The sequence below is a fragment of the Undibacterium pigrum genome (assembly GCF_003201815.1).
GTDB lineage: Bacteria > Pseudomonadota > Gammaproteobacteria > Burkholderiales > Burkholderiaceae_D > Undibacterium > Undibacterium pigrum.
Genome location: NZ_QJKB01000025.1, coordinates 1 through 21606, shown reverse-complemented (window position 1 = coordinate 21606; position 21606 = coordinate 1). Strand labels below are relative to the sequence as shown.

Genomic DNA, 21606 nt, shown 5'->3' with positions numbered 1-21606 from the left:
GAGGAAACACACAACGCTTGCCCTCCCTCTCAGCAAATGGATAATTGTAGTCATAACGGGAGGTGTCTTGCAACGCGCCGCATGTAAACGCCATGTACGGCACAGATTATTTTCCCGGGGTGTTGTGATATTCATGCGGTGCATTGCAATGCAGCCTACATCACGGCGTTGATTAAAAATCTGAGTATGCGTCGTATTGCATTTTGCATGGACGCACTTCGTGCATCACTTGACGTGCCGCTTACGTGAACAGATACACTTTCTGTAGGAGCGGCTTTAGCCGCGAAGAATCACCACTAAGCGTAATTGTCGGGCACAACTCTTGCAACCACTTGTTCGCGGCTGAAGCCGCTCCTACAAGAGTGCAACGACATTTAGCCATCATCAAATAACAAGCCCTTAAACTATTGCAACACTGTTGCAAAATAATTTGAATTACTTTATGATCCTGAAAATGCAATTGTGTTGCAAATAGAGTCGAAGTAATAAACCATGTGCATGCCAGATGTATGGCGGATGCTGCCTGCACGCTTGAGGTGCTGAGCTGCGCGCCCGTCTAAATGCACGCGGCTCAGAGCCGGAGAAGTATAGAGTACAAGAATACCCGCAGACTGATTTCAGTCTGTTTTTTTAAATCAATAATGCAACAAAGTTGCATTTAAAAATAAAGACGGAACTGGATACACCGCACTTCTGTCATTGAAAACGCCCGACCTGGATTGTCATCCTCTATCAAGACTACGTCATACAACAGCCATCTACCGCAACCCAGACACAGGATCCATCATGCCCAACCCTACGCTCTTGCCCGTCACCGTACTCTCCGGTTTTTTGGGTGCAGGTAAAACTACCCTGCTGAATCACATCCTCAATAACCGTGAAGGCAAGCGGGTGGCGGTGATTGTCAATGATATGTCCGAGGTGAATATCGATGCAGACCTGGTGCGGAAAGGTGGTGCTGAGTTGTCGCGGGCGGATGAGAAGCTGGTCGAGATGAGCAATGGCTGTATCTGCTGCACCCTGCGGGAAGACTTGCTGATAGAAATCCAGCGCCTCGCCAGCGAGCAGCGTTTTGATTATCTGCTCATAGAATCGACTGGCATATCTGAACCAATGCCGGTGGCCGAGACTTTTACCTTCAGGGATGAAGAAGGCCGCAGCCTGTCTGATATTGCGCGACTCGACACCATGGTCACGGTGGTGGATGCGTATAACTTCTTGCGCGACTATGCCTCCGGTGACAGCCTTAACCAGCGCGGCACTTCCATGGGGGAAGAGGATGAACGCACTGTGGTCGATCTGCTGGTCGAGCAGATAGAGTTTTGCGATGTCATTGTGCTCAACAAGGCTGACATGGTGAGTGCTGCCGAGTTTGAACGGCTAAGCCAAATCTTGCAGGCGCTGAACCCGCGTGCGGATATCGTGCCTTGCAGTTTTTCGAATGTGCCGCTGGAGCGGATATTGAACACGGGCCGCTTCAATTTTGAACAGGCATCTGCCGCACCGGGCTGGCTCAAGGAACTGCGCGGCGAGCATGTGCCCGAGAGTGAAGAATACGGCATACGCAGCTTTGCCTACCGCGCGCGCAGGCCGTTTCACCCGCAGCGTTTCTGGTCTTGCATACACCAGGGCTTTGCGGGTGTGGTGCGGTCAAAAGGTTATTTCTGGCTGGCGACGCGCATGGATATCGCGGGCGAATGGTCACAGGCTGGCGGCATTTGCCGTCACCATGAAGCGGGCTTGTGGTGGTCTGCCGTCAACAAGGCAGAGTGGCCGCAGGATGCAGATTACCAGCAGCATATTTTAAGCAAATGCATAGAGCCACATGGTGACCGTCGCCAGGAGCTGGTATTCATTGGTGTGGACATGGATCAGGCGGCGATAGAAACGACACTGGATGCCTGTCTGCTGACGAATGCAGAAATGGCACAGGGCGCAGCAAGCTGGGCCAGCTATGAAGACCCTTTCCCATCATGGATGGAGACTGACGATGACGAGGACGACGAAGTCAACGACAAGCTCACGCAACAAATGGAAGTAACAGCATGAAAAAACTGATACCCCTCGCCCTGCTCGCTGCATTGCAGGCAATAACAATCAACAGCAATGCCCATGAAGCCCATGTACACGGCAGCGCGACTGTCTCGCTGGCACAGGATGGCAACAGGCTGACGCTGGAATTTGACAGCCCCCTGGATAACCTGCTGGGCTTTGAACATGCGCCGCGCACGGACAAGCAAAAGCAGGCCGCCAAGGCTTTGCTTGATCTCATGCAAAAGCCGGATACTTTGTTGAAACTCAATGCCGAGGCAGACTGCCAGTTAGCCACGGTGAAAGTAGTTGCACCTGTGCTGCAAAATACTACGGCAGCCAAGGATGAACATGCAAACCTGCATGCTGAATATGAATATGCCTGCACCAAAGTGGCTGCATTGAAGTCGCTGCAACTGAGTTTGTTTGATGCCTTCCCGGCGATACACAAGGTCGATGCGCAAGTGGCTGGCGCGCGTGGGCAGACCGCAGCAACACTGACACCAAAACAACGCATGCTGGCATGGTGATGTCTGCAATAGAAAAAGACAGCAGCCCTGCGCTGAGCCTGAGCAACGTGCAGTTTCGTTGGCAGCTTGGGCAGGCAGCTTGTCTGGACATAGAAAACTTGAGCATCAGCAAGGGTGAAAGCGTGTTCCTGTACGGCCCCAGTGGCATTGGCAAGAGCACGCTGTTGTCGCTGGCGGGTGGCATCATCACGCCACAGCGCGGGCAGGTCACGGTGCTGGGTAGTGACCTGGGTGCCTTGTCTGGCGCAGCGCGTGACCGCTTCCGGGTGGATCATGCGGGATTTATTTTTCAGCAGTTCAACCTCATCCCTTATCTGTCTATGCTGGAAAATGTCTTGCTGCCTTGCCGCCTGTCGCTGAGACGGCAGCAACGTGCCAGCGTAGCGCATGGCAGCCCGCGCGAGGCGGCAGTGGCTTTGCTGGATACCCTGGGGCTGGATGCCCACCTATACCAGCGCCATGTCACAGGACTGAGCATAGGCCAGCAACAGCGCGTGGCGGCGGCGCGGGCACTGATAGGCCAGCCAGAAATCATCATCGCTGATGAGCCTACATCGGCACTGGATGCTGACAGGCAAAAAGATTTTATCGCACTCATTTTGCAGCAATGCGCCAGCCATGGCAGCAGCCTGCTATTTGTCAGCCATGACCACAGGCTGGCCAGCCAGTTCAACCGCGAGCTGGACTTGCAAAAAATCAACCGCGTGGAGCAGAACTGATGTTTTCGCAGTTATTTTCGCAGTTATTTTCGCAGTTATTTTATTTCTTGCGACTTGCCGGCAAAAGCGCCTGGAACCGCCGCCTGACACTGGGCCTGATGCTGTTTGTCATTGCTCTGTCGGTCTGTTTGTTGCTGGCAGTTGAGAGGCTGCGCAATGATGCGCGTGAGGGCTTTTCGCATGCCATCTCCGGCACCGACCTGGTCGTGGGCGCGCGTACCAGCCCGGTGCAACTGATGCTGTATGCAGTGTTTCGCATAGGTGCGGCGACCAATAATATTGCCTGGCAAAGTTACCAGGATTTGCTGCATGACCCGGCGGTGGCCTGGGCCGTGCCGCTGTCGCTGGGTGACTCGCATCGCGGCTTTGCGGTGGTGGGTACTACGCCAGATTATTTCAGCCGTTTTCGCTATGGTGATGCGCAAAGCCTGCAACTGCGGGCGGGGCAGGCTTTTGCCGGGGATGCAGATCATTTGTTTGACGCCGTCGTTGGGGCAGATGTGGCAGACAATCTGGGCTATCAGGTCGGCACAAAAATCACGCTCAGTCATGGTACTGGTGATGCGGCACTGGCTGAACATGCCGACAAGCCTTTCAAGATAGCAGGTGTACTGGCACGCACGGGCACGCCAGTCGATAGCAGCGTGCATATCAGCCTGCAAGCCATGCAGGCTATCCATCTTGACTGGCAAGGCGGCGCACCCGTACCGGGTTTTTCCATCACCGCAGAACATGCGCGCAAGTTTGATTTACAACCAAAAGAAATCACTGCCGTGCTGGTGGGCCTGCACAAGCGCAGCATGGTTTTTCGCCTGCAAAGGCAGATTAATACCAAAAGTGGCGACGCCTTGCTGGCCGTGCTGCCGGGCGTGGCGCTGGATCAGTTATGGCAAGTCATCAGCATCATTGAACGGGTCTTGCTGGCGATGTCTTCGCTGCTGGTGGTGCTGGGCAGTGCAGGCTTGCTGGCGGTGATGCTGGCCAGCCTCAATGAGCGCAGGCGTGAGCTGGCGATTTTGCGTTCTGCCGGTGCCGGGCCGGGGCACCTGTTCCTGATGCTGATGGCTGAGAGCCTGGGCCTGACCATTGCCGGGGCTATCAGCGGCCTGCTCCTGCTTGATGTGCTGACGCTGGCGGGCAAGGACTGGGTACAGATGCATTACGGCATTCTCATCAAGCCCGGCATTCTCAATGCAACAGAAATCCCATTGCTGGGCCTGGTGGTACTGATGGGCATGCTGACCAGCCTGGTACCGGCATGGCTGGCTTACCGCAATTCGCTGGCTGATGGTTTAATGCCTCGCCTATAAAATGAGAGAACAACGATGAAACCAAAACATCAATCCCGCTTTGCTTACCAGTTCTGGCTGGGCAGCGCCTGCTGTCTTTTATTCATGCTGACTGCCTGGCTGCTGATGACAGCCAAAGCGGCGGAGCCCAGTGGGCAATACAAGGTGGGGGACAGGTTACCGCAGAATAAAGCTGCGGCACCAGCATCAGCAGCGCCAGCCCCCGCCAGCAAGCCTGCACCCGCGCCTGTCGCCAGCGACAGCTACAAGGAAATCCGCTGGGAAGCCCTGATCCCCAAGAACTGGGACCCGAGCAAAGACTTCAAGAACCTGGACATGAATTTTCTCAACGACGGTGACCCACGCGCCATGGCCGCCCTGCAAACCATGCGCGAAGCCTGGGACAAGGCACCAGTTGAAGCCAGCCTCAACGGCACGCGCATCAGGATACCCGGCTTCATCGTGCCGCTGGATGGCGAACGCGGCAAGCTGCGTGAGTTTTTGCTCGTGCCCTACTTCGGCGGCTGCATCCACACCCCGCCACCGCCTGCCAACCAGATCATTGATGTGGTGCTCGACAAGCCCGCCAAGATACAGATGATGGACGCGGTATGGGTCAGCGGTGTGCTGGAGACGACGCGCAGTGATACGTCCATGGGTAGTGCGGGGTATCGCCTCAAGGGGGTGAAGGTGGAGGCTTATGTTTATCCGAAGTAGGTTTTACGAATCGGCGCAGTTTAGACCCGAGCGTAGGTTAGGCCGTGATGTAGGTTGGGCTCCGCTTCATCAGCCCAACACTGGGCCTCAACATACGTATACGTCATTTAAACGCCGAGTGTTGGGCTGGTAAACCGTAGCCCAACCTACGCCCCGGCCCAACCTACGGTATTTCAACCTTTCAATCTCCGTCCCCAAATCGATTTTTCAATTTCCCCAGGAACCCCATGCATTACAAACACCTAAGCCTCCTCATCGCCGCCGCATATCCCATCCTCACCCACGCCCAGGAACAAACAAATCCCGAAGTCCTCATCAAAGCCCAAAGACAAAACTATCGCAGCATCTCCGCCACCGGTGCCACCAAGACGGATGCCTTGCTGGCCGACCTGCCGCAAAGCGTGCGGGTCTTGACGGCTGACCTGCTGAAAGACAATGGCGTGACCAGCCTCAACAATGCGCTGGACCTGACAAGTGGCATTGCGCGGCAAAGCAATCTTGGTGGCTTGTGGGACAGCTATGCCATGCGCGGTTTTACCGGCGACCCTAATTTTGGGTCTGATTACATGGTCAATGGCTTCAGCTCCAGCCGTGGCTACAATGGCTTGCGCGATACTGCGAGTACGCAATCAATCGAGATATTGAAGGGACCATCATCCGCACTATATGGCCGTGGTGAACCGGGTGGCACGGTGAATATCATGACCAAGAAACCTCGTTTCAAGCCTGAGTATGATGTTGAACTGACGCTGGCCAGCCACCAGACTTACCGCATCGCTGCCGACATTACCGGACCAGTCAGCGATAACTTCGCTTACCGCATCAATGCCGCAGCAGAACAGGGTAACAGCTACCGCGACACCATCAGCAGCAAGCGCAGCTTTGTCTCGCCTTCGCTGGTATGGCTGATAGGTGAGCGCACTACCCTCTCATATGAACTCGAAGCCAGTGAACAAAAAACACCGTTTGACCGTGGCGTGCTGGCCGTGAATGGCAAGCTGGGCCTGATACCCAATTCGCGTTTTCTGGGTGAACCTGGCGATGGCTTGATGACGGTGAAGTCGCTGGGGCACCAGGTGTTTGTGCAGCATGATTTCAACCAGCAATGGTCGCTGCAAAGCGGCTTGTCTTATCGCGACAGTGCGCTCAATGGTTACTCCACCGAGGCAAATAATCTGCTGGCAGATGAACATACTTTACGTCGCCAGCGCCGCTACCGCGATTTTTCTGCGACGGACAAATCTGCTAGGGTAGAACTGGTCGGCAGGTTTGACACTGCGGCCATCAAACACCATGTCTTGCTGGGTGTGGATACCTACCAGTTTGATGACAGCCGCGTGCAGTTGCGCCGCAATCCATCGGCCACCAATGCCTATGCCATCGACATCTACAATCCTGTGTATGGCAAGATTGCCGACCCGCTGACGCTGTCTGTCAACACCCTGGAAAACCAGCGTGCGCGTGGCCTCTACCTGCAAGACCAGATTGATCTTGGCGCGCAATGGAAGGCGTTGCTGGGTTTGCGCAGCGACCATTATGACCAGACCCTGACTAATTACCGCGCATCGGTCGCCAGCAGCCAGTCACTGAGTGCCTCCAGCCCGCGTGCTGGCCTGGTGTATCAACCGATAAAGGGCATATCGCTGTATGCCAATGTGGCAAAAGGCTTTCGCCCGAATAGCGGCATCAGCATCAGTAACACCGCCTTTCCGGCAGAAGAAAGCCGCTCTTATGAAGTGGGCCTCAAGTTTGATACGCCAGACAACAAGACCAGCGCGACCATCGCCCTCTACCGTATCAAGAAAACAAATGTGCTGACCACTAACCCGGCCAGTACCGATTTCTCTATCGCGGCAGGTGAAGTGGGCAGCAAGGGGCTGGAGCTGGATGTGGCGGGCGACATCGCCACTGACCTGCGCCTGTCTGCCGCCTATGCCTATACCGATGCGACGGTCACCAAAGGCGACAACACCATCATCACTGGCAGCCGTTTCCCGAATGTGGCCAAGCATAGCGCCAACCTTATCCTGAGCCAGTTATTCACCCTAGGCACAGCCAGGGCCAGCGTGGGTGCAGGTATCAATTATGTGGGTGAACGCCTGGGTGACGTGGCAGTATCTTCCAGCTTTGTGCTGCCAGCCTATACAACGGTGAAACTCATGTCTTCATACAGCCCGAGCAAAACCACGCGGGTGTCGCTGAATGTGGATAACCTGTTCAACAAGCGTTATTACGCCAGTTCGTATAGCCAGTTGTGGGTCGCGCCAGGGGCTGAGCGCAGTGTCAACCTCACTCTGCATCAGCAATTCTGATGAGCTTGATGGCGAATAATCAAACCAGCCAGCGTATCAATAGTATCGATGCGCTGCGCGGCCTGGTCATGATGATCATGATGTTTGACCATGTGCGTGAGACTTTCTTTTTGCATCAGCAAGTCAGCGACCCCATGGATGTGGGTCAGACTGCGCCAGCATTGTTCTTTACACGGCTGGCGGCGCATCTGTGTGCACCGGTGTTTGTGTTCCTGACGGGCTTGTCGGCATGGCTGTATGCAAACCCGCCATCTGGCCCTCGTGATGCCGGCGGCTTTCTCATCAAGCGCGGCTTGTTGCTGGTGGCGCTGGAACTGACGCTAGTCAATTTCGCCTGGGCCGGGCAATTTCCGCCTGCAACGATTTATCTGCAAGTGATCTGGGTCATAGGCCTTGCCATGATCACCCTGGGCCTGCTGCACAAGCTGCCGCCGCTGTTATTGGGCTTGCTGGGCCTGCTGATCTTGGGTGGACACAATGCTCTGGCAGACCTCAGTTTTGCACCCGGCACCGTTTCGCATGCCTTGTGGACTTTGCTGCTGCATCGTGGCTATCTGATCAGCGATGCGACCGTCAATGTCAAGGTCAGCTACCCTCTGCTACCGTGGATAGGCATCATCTTGCTGGGTTATGTTGCTGGGCATTTGTATGCAGCAGATATCAGTGTACATCGCCGCCAGCGCCTGCTGACTATCCTGGGCATGACTGCTCTGCTCTTGTTTGTCGTGTTGCGCGCAGTGAATGGCTATGGCGAAACCCAGCCCTGGCAAGATCATGGCAACAACCTGCTGACGTTGATGTCCTTCTTCAACCTGACCAAGTACCCACCCTCGCTGGACTTTGCCTTGCTGACGCTGGGTACGGGCATGTGCTGTTTAGCCTTGCTGGAAAAATATACTGGCAAGTTAAGCCACATTGCCAGCGTGTTTGGTGGCGCACCGATGTTTTACTACCTGCTGCATTTGTATGTTTTGCTGGCTTTGCAGAAGATGATGCTTGCTGCATTCGGCGCCAATCATGGGCAGCGTTTTGGTGTCGATCATGTCTGGCAAATCTGGTTGATTTCTGCTGCCCTGATACCTGCGTTGTATTACCCCTGCCGCGCCTTTGCGCGTTACAAACGGCAAAGTGGGAAGGCTTGGGTCAGGTATTTTTGATGAACAGAAATCACCTTGCTATGCGATATAAAATATCGTAGGATCAAAGTCGTAACTAGCCGTTACGGCTTTGATGAATCTTGCTGGACTGGATGACAAAACCATGCAAGATCAAGCCCATCCCGCGCCATCGCCGCCTCATCAAGTATGGCTGCAAACGGCACAACAGCCTGCTGCTCCAGTCTGACATACAGCTCTGCCGCATAGCGGTGCGCATAATCTTCTTTGGTGGACCTGGTCTTGCTATCCCACTCTTCCAGGGTACTGCGATTGAAGTCAACATGATGACCTATCTCATGCAAGAGTGTGCGGTACAAGATGGTATTGCGCATGGACTGGGCATCAGGAAAAATTGCGTAGCCCTGGCGACTACGGGTGATGGTGTGGCCGTCTTGCTGCAAACGTGCCAGCTCGCGCAGTTCTTCCTGGTTGAAGTGCTTCCCCCATTGATAGCCAGCCAGATTATGCGCTTCAATGACGATGGCAGCGCCGCGTTGCTGGCGTATCTCAAATGAGAAAATCGCCCGCCCCCAGGTTGGGCTGAGGATGCGCTGTTTGCGGGTAGGCTGGCGCAGTACGATGAAATCAAAAGCGGATAAAGCTTCTGCCGGACAGTGCGCAAGCACCCTGCAAATATCATCTATGCTGCAGGCGTAAAAGCAGTCAGCTCGTGTTGGCTCGACAAAGAAACGCATTTCGCGCCCGGCAATATCACGCCTGACAAGAACATGGGTATCGAGCTTTTCATAATAAATTTCACCCCAGGCCTCGGGCACGACCATGCGATTATCATTGCCATGGCCGTGGGCCTTGGTGCCAACATGTTTATTTCTGCGGGTGGGGTTCCAGCCTGGGCGCATACTTTAAGAAAGTTTGGTCAAAACGCCGATTGTAATGCAGCCCACGGCACTCCTGCTGTCAAGCCTCAGCCTGTTGTTTTTTCCTGGAATAAACAATGAACTGCAGAACGGCATTCAGGCCAAACAAACCGCCGGCAATGAATTTAGCCACTTGCTGGCTTTCGACAGACTGGAAAGCCAGGGCAAGGAAGATGATGCTGGCCAGCATGAAGCATATGCCGGAGACGAGGTGCAGCTGCGGGTTTTTTAATGGTGTGGACATACCAGCCTGGCCTTGAACGTGAAGACTTTTATCATAGCAGGCCGGTCAGAAATTTCCAGCCATATCTGCATCAGCCCTAGGGCAGGTTAAAATCGAAGTTGTAAAAATGCTGGCCTTCCCTGATGTCGATACCCATGGTCCCGCTGATGCCGGTCAGCTCGTCGGTGCCGGAATCGGGCACGACCTGTATCGTCAATTGTGGCTGGCCACGGTTCATGGTGCCGGTGTGCATGAGAACGAAACTGCCTTTCTTGCCCAGCAGAGTGCCGCTCACTCTTTCTATCGCGACATAGCCAGCCGAGCCTTTGATCTCGCCCATGGCTGACATCATTTCACCCAGGCTATGGGCTTGCAAGTCACCATAGAATTGCTTGTCTATCGTCATGCGGCCCAGTCTGGCCGCTTCTATGCCAGGTGCTGCGGCTTGCGGGCTGAGTTTGACTTCAAATTTGCCGCTTGCTTTGTGCGTGTTCTGCATGTGTTCCATGTGCTGCTCCTTTACAATGGTAACCGGGGATAGTGCCACAGATAGATCAGTGTACAGGCAGAACGTGCCTGCCATGAGCATGCCCATCGCCCTGGATAAAAAAATTTTCATAACGCCCTCAGATTTGTATCAACCATCAGCAGGATTACATCAGAACCATCATGCATATGATAGTAAAAACGCGACAAGCCACAAACGAGAGACAGGCATGAGCCAGCCCGGATACAAGGATGTAGGCCCGGCACGCGGCGTCTTGCGCCCGGCCTTTAGCGAAGGTGAATTCCAGCATCATCGCCAAAGCCCCTCCCCTGCCCTGGAAAACCTGGTAGCCCATTACTGGTACGTCGCCTGGGATTTGCGCGACCTGCCTGCGCAAGAACAAGCCACCCTGCCGCATCCCAATGTGCATCTGGTCGTCGAAAATGGCCAGGCGCGCATTTGGGGCGTGCACAGTGGCCGCTTCATGCGAACCTTGCAAGGCAAAAACAGGGTATTTGGCATCAAGTTCAAACCCGGCGGTTTCTACCCCTTTTACCAGCAGGCGCTGGCCAGGCTGGCGAATACCTCGATAGATATTACAGATTGCTTTGGCCAGGATGGCGCAGAGTTTTGTGCGCAGATATTGGCGGCACAAGATGTGCAAGCCATGTGCAGCGCAGCCGAGGCTTTCTTGCTACGCCATTTACCAGCCACGGATGAGCGGGTCATCCACATCAGCGCCTGGCTGACACAGATAGAACAAGACCGCAGCATCGTCGCGGTGGAAGACGTGATGGCAATTGCTGGCATGGACAAACGCAGCCTGCAAAGACTGTTCCAGAAATACGTAGGCATAGGCCCCAAGTGGGTCATACAACGCTACCGCCTGCATGAAGCCGTGGCACAGGTGCAGGCTGGTAAAACCCTGAGCTGGACAGCTCTGGCGCTGGAACTGGGCTACTTTGACCAGGCGCATTTTGTGCGGGATTTCCGGCAACTGGTGGGGATGACGCCAGGGGAATATGAGAAGAGTCTGGGCTAACTCCTGTTTCCCTATCGCTAGCCTGCATCAAAAGCCCTGGGCCAATTTTTCAGATGATATAAAGTTAGTGGACTGTAACAGTTAAAATCGGAGTGCCTGCCATGTGCGCAACGATCATTGCTGCGTTACAAACGCTCGCGATAGCCCCACTATCGCTGCGCATAGTGGTGAACCTGGCCTTGCCCTGATGCGCCGGGCACATGTCCTTCACTCTCGATTTCACTGCTGCAGTCCACTAGTTCGCACCCGGTGAAATCAGCAAAGCTTCGCGGATGGGGATTTGCAGCAAAGGCACAGCCAGCAACTGCAATGCATGATTCATTAAAGTACCCTGCACTTCGCAGACACCCAGAGTGATCATGAGCGCGGTTTCGTTTGCAGCTTCGTTTGCAGACTCGTTTTCGTTCGCGTCCACGTATTGCATCGCCATTACCTGGGCACTCATCTGTACCCGAATTGCCAGTGGGATGACAATGGAAAATTGACCGTCCAGCAAAATATTCAGTGAGGGATGATGTATGGATTCAAAACTGATTGTTTCATGCAGGGCAAATTGAGGATAAGGCATGGCTTGTATCGCCCGTCGGAAAATTTCTTTGACACCTATCTTCAACACTCCTGCAATTCCCGCACGCGTGCCTGCCATAGTTTCTGGCCAGCTCAGTGAACGGCAATATTTTTCGACCTCTGCCTTCAATAACAGCTTGTCTTGTGTTTCCATGTCCAGGAAACGCTCTGCAGGAATTCTTTCGGCCTTGAAAATATCAGCCAGCGCCAAATGTGGATTATTCATAGTGATTATTTGGCCCTATGGTTTGCACGCCCCAGTCAAGAACAGGTCTTACATGGAATTTGGGATTCTTGTTCAGCATCAGCAATGAGACAAGCGCGATATCTTCCCCTTCATCGCTCAGGGGACGACTGCGCAAGCGACGCGGCAGCATGGCCATGCCAGCGGCACCCAGCAAGCCGCTACCTATTAGCGTCACAAAAAAAATCATATAGTCATGTACCGGGACATAAACTATTTTTTCAACTTCTGTAAAGGTACAGGCTTTGCACGGAGGCGTCCCTGCCTGTATCAACACCAGTTTTGTTAATTCCAGATAAACGGCAATATCGAAATAATATATAGGCTCACCAGGGACTTGCGTTACCGCATACACCGTCGTTCCCGGGCATACCTTTTCGTTCGCAACAGGAAATTGCCCGACCACCTCATCATCCTCAGCAACTGACTTGCCGCTGGCAATCTGTTGAATTTTTAACTGGCCCGATTCCAGAGTTTGTCTGGCACTGGAAAAATTTGACGTACGCAAAGAGGGGACAGTCACAGAAGGTGTACATATCCATGGAAAAACTGTCAATGTGACCGCAGACCCGGCGTTGACCAAACCTGGTACTGGATCCTGAGCTTTCACCGTCCATTTTTCAAACATGGGCAAGTTCCCGAATGCGACAGGGAAGCCCCCTTTTTTTAATTTTTCAATCGCGCTATGAAAATCTCCGGTGACATCAGGTAATGAAACTTTGGGCGGGCGTGAAGGAAAAACCAGATATATCTTCTGGCCTTCTTTCGTTACGGGCAACTGTTCGCCAGGCCGCGGGAACTGGAACTCTATCTTTACATCGTCAGGCTTATCTTTCCCGTCATCTGTCAATGTAAAGACCTTATCCAATTTTTCTGCGTTTAATATCGCCTGCGCCTCTGCCAGGGTTTTCTTCGTCAAATCTGGAATCACTGTTTTCGTCACAGTAATCGCGACATTTGAATATTGCGGAAGTACTTTCCCGCAATCGGCACAGTCCTGGATTATTCCACCAGGGCGTCCTTTATTTTCAAGGTAGGTGACTGTTTTGCTGAAATGTCCATCAACAAGAAGCTGGTCTGCTTCGGCTTCGGTTTTCCCTTTCAGGTCTGGTACACGTCTGCCGACCAGTACGCCAATTGCTGTGTTATTTGACGCTTCGTCGAGCTGGTCTTTTTTATTGCTATAGCATTGCCTTAAGACGATATCTTTACCATCTAATTCTGTTCTTTCATCGATATTGACCAGTGTCTGCTTATTTAATGGCTGCTTACTTGCACTTAGTATGCTCTTTCCTATTTCACCGATCAGTTTACTTTTTGCATCATCGATAGTATCCCCGACAAAATATGGCACGGTAAACCAGGGACAAGGTTCGCTGACGCGGAACTCGTTGTCCACGCCAATTCTGAGGCATTTGCCTTGGCTATCCAGTATAAAACCCGTGTACCTGTTATCCACGTAGTCAGACCGTTTCAAGTCAGCAGCGACAGCATCCTGCTTGAAAAAGCTCACTGCAACGAGCAGGACTGACACAAGCTTTATCCGTATGGACATGCGACTTCCTTCTGTGGGCTGTCATTGGTTTGATTTATTTTTTTCTGGCTTGGCCCCGGTCGTGCGCAGATTAAGAAGTTTGTTCAGTAATTCAAACCAGAAGGGCGCACCGAAAGAGACGGAAATGGTGGTAAATAGAATGCCAAAAAAGTCGCTCCATTTCAGGTTCTTGACTATGCAGCAAAAACAATTCTTTGAAGCTTCCTTGCATTCTTTTACGTTGCTCCAGCCAAATGGCAGATTATTTTTTTCAAGTTTCTCGATCGTCTCGTTCCAGGTTTTAAAATCTTCGGTGTTATATTTTTTTTCTGTATCCGGACAAGTTTCTAAATCCGGATTATTTTTTTTCTCAATAAGGCAAGCGTCGTTTTTTTCTCTCTTTTTCTTTTCAAAACTGACGCTGACGCTGCTCGCCAGATTTGCAACATCATTTCGCAGCTGGGGTGATTCCCACAAACGGTCAACGATAGTCAGCGTATTAATATTAAAAAAAGTCGCGATTAACAAAGCAAAAATAATCAGCACCTGCTGCGTATTGCGCTTGTACCAGCCTGACACCCTGTCCATGGTGTTGTCGAACCATTCTTCCATATTTTTTTTCGCCTGCTCCAGATCATATTGTGCTGAATCCAGGCATGACAAAAGCGCGGTGCGTAGCTCATCGTCATCCGTAATCTCGACTACTGCCTGTCGGACATTGTCAAAGGTATGCGGTTTTTTGTTGGGTCCGGGCAGGTTTGCTTGTACAACCATATCAATCAATGCCTGGGCAAAGGCTTTGGAAGGAATATAAGAGGGGTGAAGATTTTTACCCGCCATCGGTTTGATGTCCCCAAAAAAAAGACGCGATGTAGAAGCTGCTACGGGTTCTCCAAGCGAAGCAATCAGTGGGTGTTCATAAAATTTCTTGAGCTTCTCAGGGTCGGTCAATAGTATCGTCAACCCCTTTTTCAAATATTTGGCGCGCGAGGCCAGCAATTGGGCAAGTAATTCATTCAAGGCCGAGCACACCATGCTCAATAAAAAATAGACGAGAACCAGGCCAATCGCGATGTCGATAACTGTGGACGTATTCATAAATTCAATCTTTCATTGTGATGCCAGAACAGAGTTCACAGCAATTGCATGAATGCGCAATGTACAGGCTGCATGCCTGTTGCCCCGGGGATAGTTGCCCGACGAATACAGTATTGTTCGCGCTTATTTGCTGGCTATATTTGAGCAATATTGGCGCTCTAAGCCACTCTCAGCATATTATCTTTATTTCATGCAAATACTATAACAAGTGATGTTTTTACAACGCACACATAGCATCATTTGTTGTGCGTTGCGATATGGGAGAAAGTAGCTTCACTGCCTGCGAGAAACTTGCAATAAAATTAAGTATGCACTATCTTGAAATGACTACCGCTGCCCATTGTTCAGGAGGTCGCATGCATTACGATCCCAGCAAGATTGCGCTCTACCATCCAGAATCCCAGCCTGCGCTGCTGGGGACAGATCAGCCCTGGACTAGCCATGCAATTTGTGCCGAACTGGCGCGGCTGGCTTACTGGCATTATGAAGAAGGTGGGCAAGTGCTCAGCCACTTCAATAATCTCTTGAAGCAGGCGCAGTTCAGCGAGCCTGTGCTGCTGCTGGACAAGCGCAGCACGGTCACGAAACGCACCAGCACCCAGGGTTTTGCTGTCATTAAGGGTGACACGGCCTATGTGGCTATTCGCGGTACGCAGCCGGATGACGCCAGCGATATCCTCATCGATGGTTTGTTCTGGCCTGTGGCCTGGCAGGGTGAGGGGCTGGTACACGATGGATTTTTGCGGGCCTATAACAGCATCGCCGGGCAATTGCTGCAATGGCTGGACAAGAGCCAGGCCAGCAAGGTGTATATCACGGGCCACAGCCTGGGCGCTGCCGTGGCAACGCTGGCAGCAGCCATGTTGCCGGAGAGCCGCCTGGTGACTTTTGGTTCACCCCGCGTTGGCGACCCTGCCTTTGCTGCCATGTTCAAGGACAGGGTGGTCGATCGCTACGTCAATTGCGCCGACATCGTCGCCATGCTGCCGCCAGACTCTGCCTATTACCAGCATCTGCACGGCATGCACTACCTCGACCGCCACGGCGCCCTGATCGCCGCCCCCGGCAGCCTGGACATATTGCAAGACCAGACCATCGCCAAGGCAGACTATCTTTTGACACATGCCTGGCATACCAAGAATGTCGGCTTCCGTTCACTGGCAGATCATGCGCCGGTGAATTATGTGCATGCCTTGCTGGGACTGTGAGGGTATATTCTTATAAGTTGGGCTGGGTCTGGCCTGGCTTCGCCACGATATGCGACCTTCATCAGGAAATGTTATCCTGAGTGTTCACCGTCATCCAGCACCACCATGCCCGCCCCCTCGCCAAAACAATTCACCATGTTGCCTTGCCGCGTAAGCGGTGTGGAAGCCGTGCATGCGCAATCCAGGCACAGGTTTGGGCGGCATATGCACGAACAGTTTGGCATAGGCGTGGTGTTGCAGGGTGCGCAAAAATCTTTGAGCGGACGGGGCATGGTCGAGGCCATGGCGGGTGATACCATTACCGTCAACCCAGGTGAAATCCATGATGGCACACCCATAGGAGATGCCGGGCGCAGCTGGCAGATGCTGTATTTTGAACCGGCACTGATCACCAGCCTCATGGCAGATATCAGCGAAGGAAAAATGGCCCAGGCAGAATTCAGCCTGCCAGTCATGCGTGAAGCGCGCATCAGCCAGGCGGTGCGGGAATTATTTGCGACGATGACGGCAACAGATCAGGCAGCTCATGCAACGATGGTGGCCGAAGAACAAATGCTCTTGCTGTTTGCCCGCATCCTGCACCAGGCCTCCATGCAGCAGCCTGCACAAACCATGCAGGCCGTGCCGACTGCCATACACCATGCACGCAGTCGCATTGATGATGACCCTACCGCCATACTCAGCCTGCAAGACCTGGCACAGCAAAGCGGCCTCAGCCGTTTCCAGCTCTTGCGCGCCTTTGCCAAAGTCACAGGCATGACACCGCATGCCTATATCCTACAACGCCGCCTGCACCATGCCCGCCGTCTTATCGCTGCTGGCACGCCACTGGTGCAAGTTGCAGTCGACAGCGGCTTTGCCGACCAGAGCCATCTGACGCGGCTATTTGTACGCAACTTTGGGATATCGCCCGGGGCTTATAGTACTAAGCGATGAGCACCGGCAGATAAGCTGCAATTTTATTCAAGACGCCTTAATTTCAAACTGGCACGCTGTGGCTTTTCATCCATGGTGAGGCAGGCAATGTCAGTGAGATTAGTGGGATATGCATATTTGGCGCTGGCGATGATGGTCGTTGGCAGCACGGTCGTAGCAAGTAAAATCATAGGCAGTGGCTTGCCTGTCTTCACCGCAACGGCATTGCGCTTTGCCATCGCCTTCCCCTGCTTTTTAATTTTGATGCGCGTCACCGGCACACGCCTGCCGCGCCTATGCAAACGCGACTGGCTCTTGCTCATCTTGCAGGCAGGTGCAGGCAGTGTCGGCTACACCACCCTGCTGATCGCTGGCATGCACCTCACGTCTGCTACTGATGCCAGCGTCATCATCGGCACCCTGCCCATCGTCTCTGCCGCGATTGCCATTGCGGTTCTGGGTGAAAGGCCACATGCCAGTTTATTACTGGCCGTGTTGCTGGCAGGTGCAGGAGTATTATCGATTGCAGTCACGGGGGACGAGGGTGGTATGGGTGGCCAGCATTCGCTGCCAGGCAATGCCCTGATCTTTGCGGCCATCGTCTGCGAAGCTTTGTTCATCCTGCTCAATAAACGGCTGAAGACGGCAATACCAGCACTGGCCTTGTCCACCGTCATGACGGGCCTGGGGCTGGCCTTGTCCATCATCCCTGCCCTGTTTGAAATGCCGTGGCAAACACCCGTCACCAGCGAGGCGGTATGGGCCGTCGTCTACTATGCGATAGTGCCGACCGTGGCTGGCTTCTTGCTATGGTACGCCGGTGCCGCCAAAGTCAGCGGCAGTGAGGCCGCCCTCTTCACCGCACTGGCCCCGGTATCCGCCGCCTTGCTGGCGGTAATGGTGCTAGGCGAGGCCGTCAGCGCCAGCCAGATCACCGGCATCGCCTGTGTGTTGCTGGCGATAGGTGGGATGGCTTTGGTGGAAAAAAAGACCAAAAATCTCACCACAGAGACACAGAGACACAGAGATAGCACCGAGATTTTAAAATAAATACGCCCTGCTCTAACGCTAGCAGACCATGCAATTTCTCTCAGATTTTTCCTCTGTGCCTGCTCTGTGTCTCTGTGGTGAGTGGTCTTGTATGCACTTGCCATCTCCTGAGATGGTTCGTCGTGCCCCATCCTGCGCAAAACCGTGTACATTATGCATCTGTCCAAACCCGCCATCACCCATACCAGGACCGTGCCATGTTCACAAAAAAAGTGCTCCCTTTTTGCATCGCCTTATCCTCCAGCGTATTGACCTTCACTGCCAGTGCGCAAAGCCTGTCGCCGACTGAGCAGAAAATCGTCGCTGCCGTGCAGGCGCGGTCTGAGGCGGCATTGCAATTGCTGGAACGCAGCGTCAACATCAATAGCGGCACGCTCAATCATGCGGGTGTGCGTGAAGTGGGCAAGCTGTTTCGAGCCGAGCTTGATGGTCTGGGCTTCAAGACCAGTTGGTCAGAGATGCCAGCGGCCATGAACCGTGCCGGACATTTGCTGGCAGAGCGCGAAGGCAGGCAGGGAAAGCGGGTATTGATGATAGGCCACCTCGATACCGTCTTTGAAAAAGACAGCCCCGTACAATTGTGGGAGAGAAAAGGAAACCGTGTACGTGGCCAGGGTGTCAATGACATGAAGGGCGGCGACATCATCATGATAGAAGCCCTGCGCGCCCTGCATGCAGTGGGCGCACTCGACAATACCCGCATCCAGGTCATCTTCAGCGGTGATGAAGAAAGCGCTGGCCACCCCATCGCCACCTCTCGTGCCGACCTGATCAACGCAGCAAAACGCAGCGACGTGGCACTGGCCTTTGAAGGTACGGCGCTCGACAACCAGGGCAATGCCACTGGCACCGTAGGCCGCCGTGCATCTGGCGGTTTTGTGCTGGATGTAAAAGCAAAACAAGGCCATTCTGCCACCGTATTTAGCCACAATGGTTATGGCGCGATCTTTGAAACTGCACGCATACTGAACAGCTTTCGCGAACAACTGATAGAGCCCGACCTGACCTTTAACCCCGGCAATATCCTCGGCGGCACCGAGATCACTTATGACAGCCAGAATGGCAAGGGCACGGCGTTTGGCAAGACCAATGTCATCGCCCCCAGCGCCCAGGTACATGGTGACTTGCGCTACCTCAGTGCAGAGCAGGGCCAGCGCGCCAAAGTCCGCATGAAAGACATCGTCAGCAAAAGCCTGGCCGGCACCAGCGCGACGATACGCTTCAGCGAAAACTACCCGCCCATGTCACCCACACCCGGCAACTATGCCCTGCTGGATATCTATTCCAAAGCCAGCCATGACGCTGGCCTGGGTGAAATCAAGGCCTTCCCCCCGGGCGAGCGCGGTGCAGGCGACATACAATTCGTCGCCCCCTATGTAGACAGCCTAGACGGCCTGGGAGCCACCGGCAAAGGTGCGCATTCACCGGATGAAGACCTGGATATTTCTTCGATACAGAGAGCGACGATCAGGACGGCGATTTATTTGTATAGGTTGACGCGGTGAGAAGGAAAGTATTTTCTTCTATTTCTTGCGGTATCATCTTGGCGATTTTTTATTTTCGTGGTGAGCCATAGATGCCTGAAGAAAAGCTGAGTCAATATACTGATTTGCTTGAGACGACTTGTAATTTGAGGCATCTCCTGCGTACGATTACGTTTCACTCATCGTCCCTACACAGACTGAATCTTGATTGCCAAGCGGAAAACGCCAATGCTTCGATAAGGCGATGCGAATAAGGCCATCATGTCTTTACCCGAAACCGTGCAGTTTTTTAGAGCGACGTTGATCGTCCTTCCTGGCCATTTAAAGAATTGAAAACATGTTTCGATCAAGTCATATCATTCAGCTCATCTACGTTTTCATTATTTTTAGCCACATTCAGTGTTTCGCATTTGGGAAAAATTTACCTGACAATTTCGCTGCTCTTGATAATTATTTACAGTCACAATTTGATGCTGCTGGAGTACCCGGTGGTGCGTTGGTTGTGGTGTCAAAAGACAAAATACTTCACATGCGGGGATTTGGTATTAGCGGGCCGGATCAACGAGCTTGCACACCGCGAACTTTATTCTTAATTGGATCTACCTCAAAATCATTTACCGCCCTTGGCATCATGCAATTGGTTGAAGCAGGAAAACTTGAATTGGATGCACCAGTGCGCCGCTATCTTCCTTGGTTTCGAACATCTGATTCAGTAGCCTCAGGACAGATCACGGTTCGTCATCTGTTAAACCAAACCAGCGGATTCTCGACGCTCGAAGGCTTAAAAGACTTTGCCAATACCGATACTTCCGACGAAGCTGTTGAAAAAAGATTGCGGGCACTCCAATATCTTCAGCTGGGATCTGCTCCAGGAAAACACTTTGAATATTCAAACATTAATTATGTAATCCTCGGTTACTTGATTCAGGTAGTCTCCGGGCAGTCGTATAGCCAATATATGGAGGGCCACGTTTTTGCACCTCTCGCAATGAGAAGCAGTGCCGCTACCGATAAACGCAGTGAAGCAACTGATCTCGCCACCGGCTATCGTTATTGGTTTGGTAAATCAATTCCAGCCACATCATTGCCGTATCCAAAAGTTTTAATTCCCGCTGGCTATTTGTATACAAACGCCGAAGATATGGGACATTATCTGATGGCGCATATGTCTGGAGGTATGTTTGAGGGTAAGTCGGTATTGTCTTCGAATGGTATTGATGTACTGCATAGCTCAAGCGTTCCATTTGGCTCACGTCTGCGATACGCGATGGGCTGGATTGCTGACACTCAAGACCCAAGGCTTTATGATCATGATGGCGGATTGCCACATTTTGCCAGCTACATGGCAATCGCACCGGAGGAGGATTGGGCTGTAGCTATACTTGTCAATGCAAATAGCATGTCGTCAGAACGAAGCGTCGCTGCAATCGGATCTCAAGCTGTTCGTATTCTAAGGGGGAAAGCACCGATTGCTCTTGAACGCGACAAGTTTTTTCCTGCCGTATTAATGGGACTATTTGTACTCTTTGTTATTGAGTTTATCATCGCCACCTGGATGATTCGAAGAATCCGGAAATGGCACGCACACCCCGAACTGTCGCCAAAAAATCGATGCAGATGGTTGTTAAATGCTTTCGTACCATTGCTCTCTGGATCGCTTCCATTGCTGACGATATTTATTGTTCTCCCTGTTTTTGAAAATTTTTACCTCCCCGATTTGCTGATGTTCGCACCTGATGCCGGTTTCTTGATCATGCTTAATCTTGTCGTAGCGTTGGTCGGCGGAGCCACTTGTGCGTACCTGACATTAGCGCAGTTCAGACATAGGGACGTAGATGCGATTAGCATCGCATAATCGTACGCATGGTCAGAGCGGTAAGCCCCCATGCAGCTTGACAATCTCCGTGCTTGCCATGAGATAGAATCTGGCATGCATCACGCTCACATCGCAATGGGGCAGGCGGACAAGTGGATTGCTTGAGACTACTTGAAATTTGAGGTATCGCATGCGTACGATTACGTTTCACTAATCGTACCTTGTATTATGACGCTTTCGGTAGTTATTCGTTAATATAGCTACTAACAAGTTCTTGGTAGGCATATCAAGATCGAGTGACTGGA

The 21606-nt window shown here is 52.7% G+C and carries 19 protein-coding genes; 13 read left to right on the top strand and 6 right to left on the bottom strand.

Features of this window, described 5'->3' with window-relative positions:
• Nucleotides 1–786: 786 nt before the first annotated feature.
• From zigA to DFR42_RS28265, 7 genes are all read left to right on the top strand, one after another.
• Nucleotides 787–2049, top strand: a complete 1263-nt coding sequence (gene zigA, locus DFR42_RS28295; RefSeq protein WP_110258429.1) for a zinc metallochaperone GTPase ZigA — start codon at nucleotides 787–789, stop codon at nucleotides 2047–2049.
• The gene (locus tag DFR42_RS28290; RefSeq protein WP_110258428.1) at nucleotides 2046–2561 is read left to right on the top strand and encodes a DUF2796 domain-containing protein; all 516 of its coding nucleotides are present in this window, start codon (nucleotides 2046–2048) and stop codon (nucleotides 2559–2561) included. The genes zigA and DFR42_RS28290 overlap by 4 nt, the downstream gene beginning before the upstream one ends.
• On the top strand, nucleotides 2555–3280 hold the full coding sequence (locus tag DFR42_RS28285; RefSeq protein WP_245937122.1) for an ABC transporter ATP-binding protein: 726 nt from the start codon (nucleotides 2555–2557) through the stop codon (nucleotides 3278–3280). The genes DFR42_RS28290 and DFR42_RS28285 overlap by 7 nt, the downstream gene beginning before the upstream one ends.
• A complete protein-coding gene (locus tag DFR42_RS28280) occupies nucleotides 3280–4590 on the top strand; it encodes an ABC transporter permease (RefSeq protein WP_110258426.1) in 1311 nt (436 codons plus the stop codon). Before DFR42_RS28285 ends, DFR42_RS28280 begins: the two co-directional genes overlap by 1 nt.
• 15 nt (nucleotides 4591–4605) lie before the next feature.
• Complete coding sequence (locus DFR42_RS28275; RefSeq protein WP_110258425.1) at nucleotides 4606–5286, top strand: DUF3299 domain-containing protein; 681 nt, start codon at nucleotides 4606–4608, stop codon at nucleotides 5284–5286.
• 227 nt (nucleotides 5287–5513) lie between these two features.
• Nucleotides 5514–7598 (top strand): TonB-dependent siderophore receptor, encoded by a 2085-nt coding sequence (locus DFR42_RS28270; protein WP_110258424.1) that lies wholly within the window; start codon nucleotides 5514–5516, stop codon nucleotides 7596–7598.
• A gap of 8 nt (nucleotides 7599–7606) precedes the next feature.
• Nucleotides 7607–8755: an acetyltransferase domain-containing protein gene (locus tag DFR42_RS28265; RefSeq protein ID WP_110258437.1), complete on the top strand. Its 1149-nt coding sequence runs from the start codon at nucleotides 7607–7609 to the stop codon at nucleotides 8753–8755.
• 62 nt (nucleotides 8756–8817) lie between these two features.
• Here the strand turns inward: DFR42_RS28265 and DFR42_RS28260 are convergent, their stop codons facing one another.
• The 3 genes from DFR42_RS28260 to DFR42_RS28250 all read right to left on the bottom strand — a co-directional run bounded on the left by DFR42_RS28260 (nucleotide 8818) and on the right by DFR42_RS28250 (nucleotide 10364).
• Nucleotides 8818–9615 (bottom strand): ImmA/IrrE family metallo-endopeptidase, encoded by a 798-nt coding sequence (locus DFR42_RS28260; protein WP_110258423.1) that lies wholly within the window; start codon nucleotides 9613–9615, stop codon nucleotides 8818–8820.
• A gap of 58 nt (nucleotides 9616–9673) precedes the next feature.
• Nucleotides 9674–9877 (bottom strand): hypothetical protein, encoded by a 204-nt coding sequence (locus DFR42_RS29055; protein ID WP_146219001.1) that lies wholly within the window; start codon nucleotides 9875–9877, stop codon nucleotides 9674–9676.
• 76 nt (nucleotides 9878–9953) lie between these two features.
• Entirely contained in the window at nucleotides 9954–10364 is a 411-nt protein-coding gene (locus DFR42_RS28250; protein ID WP_245937121.1) for a DUF3224 domain-containing protein, read from the bottom strand.
• Nucleotides 10365–10572: 208 nt separating this feature from the next.
• Between DFR42_RS28250 and DFR42_RS28245 the strand changes: the two genes are divergently transcribed.
• Nucleotides 10573–11385: a helix-turn-helix domain-containing protein gene (locus tag DFR42_RS28245; protein WP_110258435.1), complete on the top strand. Its 813-nt coding sequence runs from the start codon at nucleotides 10573–10575 to the stop codon at nucleotides 11383–11385.
• A 235-nt stretch (nucleotides 11386–11620) separates the two neighbouring features.
• Here the strand turns inward: DFR42_RS28245 and DFR42_RS28240 are convergent, their stop codons facing one another.
• From DFR42_RS28240 to DFR42_RS28230, 3 genes are read right to left on the bottom strand one after another with little or no spacing between them, the layout of a single operon-like run.
• Nucleotides 11621–12178, bottom strand: a complete 558-nt coding sequence (locus DFR42_RS28240) for a hypothetical protein (RefSeq protein WP_110258421.1) — start codon at nucleotides 12176–12178, stop codon at nucleotides 11621–11623.
• Complete coding sequence (locus DFR42_RS28235; RefSeq protein ID WP_110258420.1) at nucleotides 12171–13751, bottom strand: PASTA domain-containing protein; 1581 nt, start codon at nucleotides 13749–13751, stop codon at nucleotides 12171–12173. The genes DFR42_RS28240 and DFR42_RS28235 overlap by 8 nt, the downstream gene beginning before the upstream one ends.
• 21 nt (nucleotides 13752–13772) lie before the next feature.
• Nucleotides 13773–14828, bottom strand: a complete 1056-nt coding sequence (locus DFR42_RS28230; protein ID WP_110258419.1) for a hypothetical protein — start codon at nucleotides 14826–14828, stop codon at nucleotides 13773–13775.
• A 356-nt stretch (nucleotides 14829–15184) separates the two neighbouring features.
• On the opposite strand from DFR42_RS28230, the gene DFR42_RS28225 reads away from it, so the two are divergent.
• From DFR42_RS28225 to DFR42_RS28205, 5 genes are all read left to right on the top strand, one after another.
• Nucleotides 15185–16036 (top strand): lipase family protein, encoded by an 852-nt coding sequence (locus tag DFR42_RS28225; protein WP_110258418.1) that lies wholly within the window; start codon nucleotides 15185–15187, stop codon nucleotides 16034–16036.
• Between the two features lie 105 nt (nucleotides 16037–16141).
• Nucleotides 16142–16972, top strand: coding sequence for an AraC family transcriptional regulator (locus tag DFR42_RS28220; protein WP_110258417.1), 831 nt, complete (start codon nucleotides 16142–16144; stop codon nucleotides 16970–16972).
• A gap of 87 nt (nucleotides 16973–17059) precedes the next feature.
• Complete coding sequence (locus tag DFR42_RS28215; protein WP_110258434.1) at nucleotides 17060–18001, top strand: DMT family transporter; 942 nt, start codon at nucleotides 17060–17062, stop codon at nucleotides 17999–18001.
• Nucleotides 18002–18198: 197 nt separating this feature from the next.
• Nucleotides 18199–19506, top strand: a complete 1308-nt coding sequence (locus DFR42_RS28210) for a M20/M25/M40 family metallo-hydrolase (RefSeq protein ID WP_110258433.1) — start codon at nucleotides 18199–18201, stop codon at nucleotides 19504–19506.
• A 316-nt stretch (nucleotides 19507–19822) separates the two neighbouring features.
• Nucleotides 19823–21340, top strand: a complete 1518-nt coding sequence (locus DFR42_RS28205) for a serine hydrolase domain-containing protein (protein WP_110258416.1) — start codon at nucleotides 19823–19825, stop codon at nucleotides 21338–21340.
• Nucleotides 21341–21606: the final 266 nt, after the last annotated feature.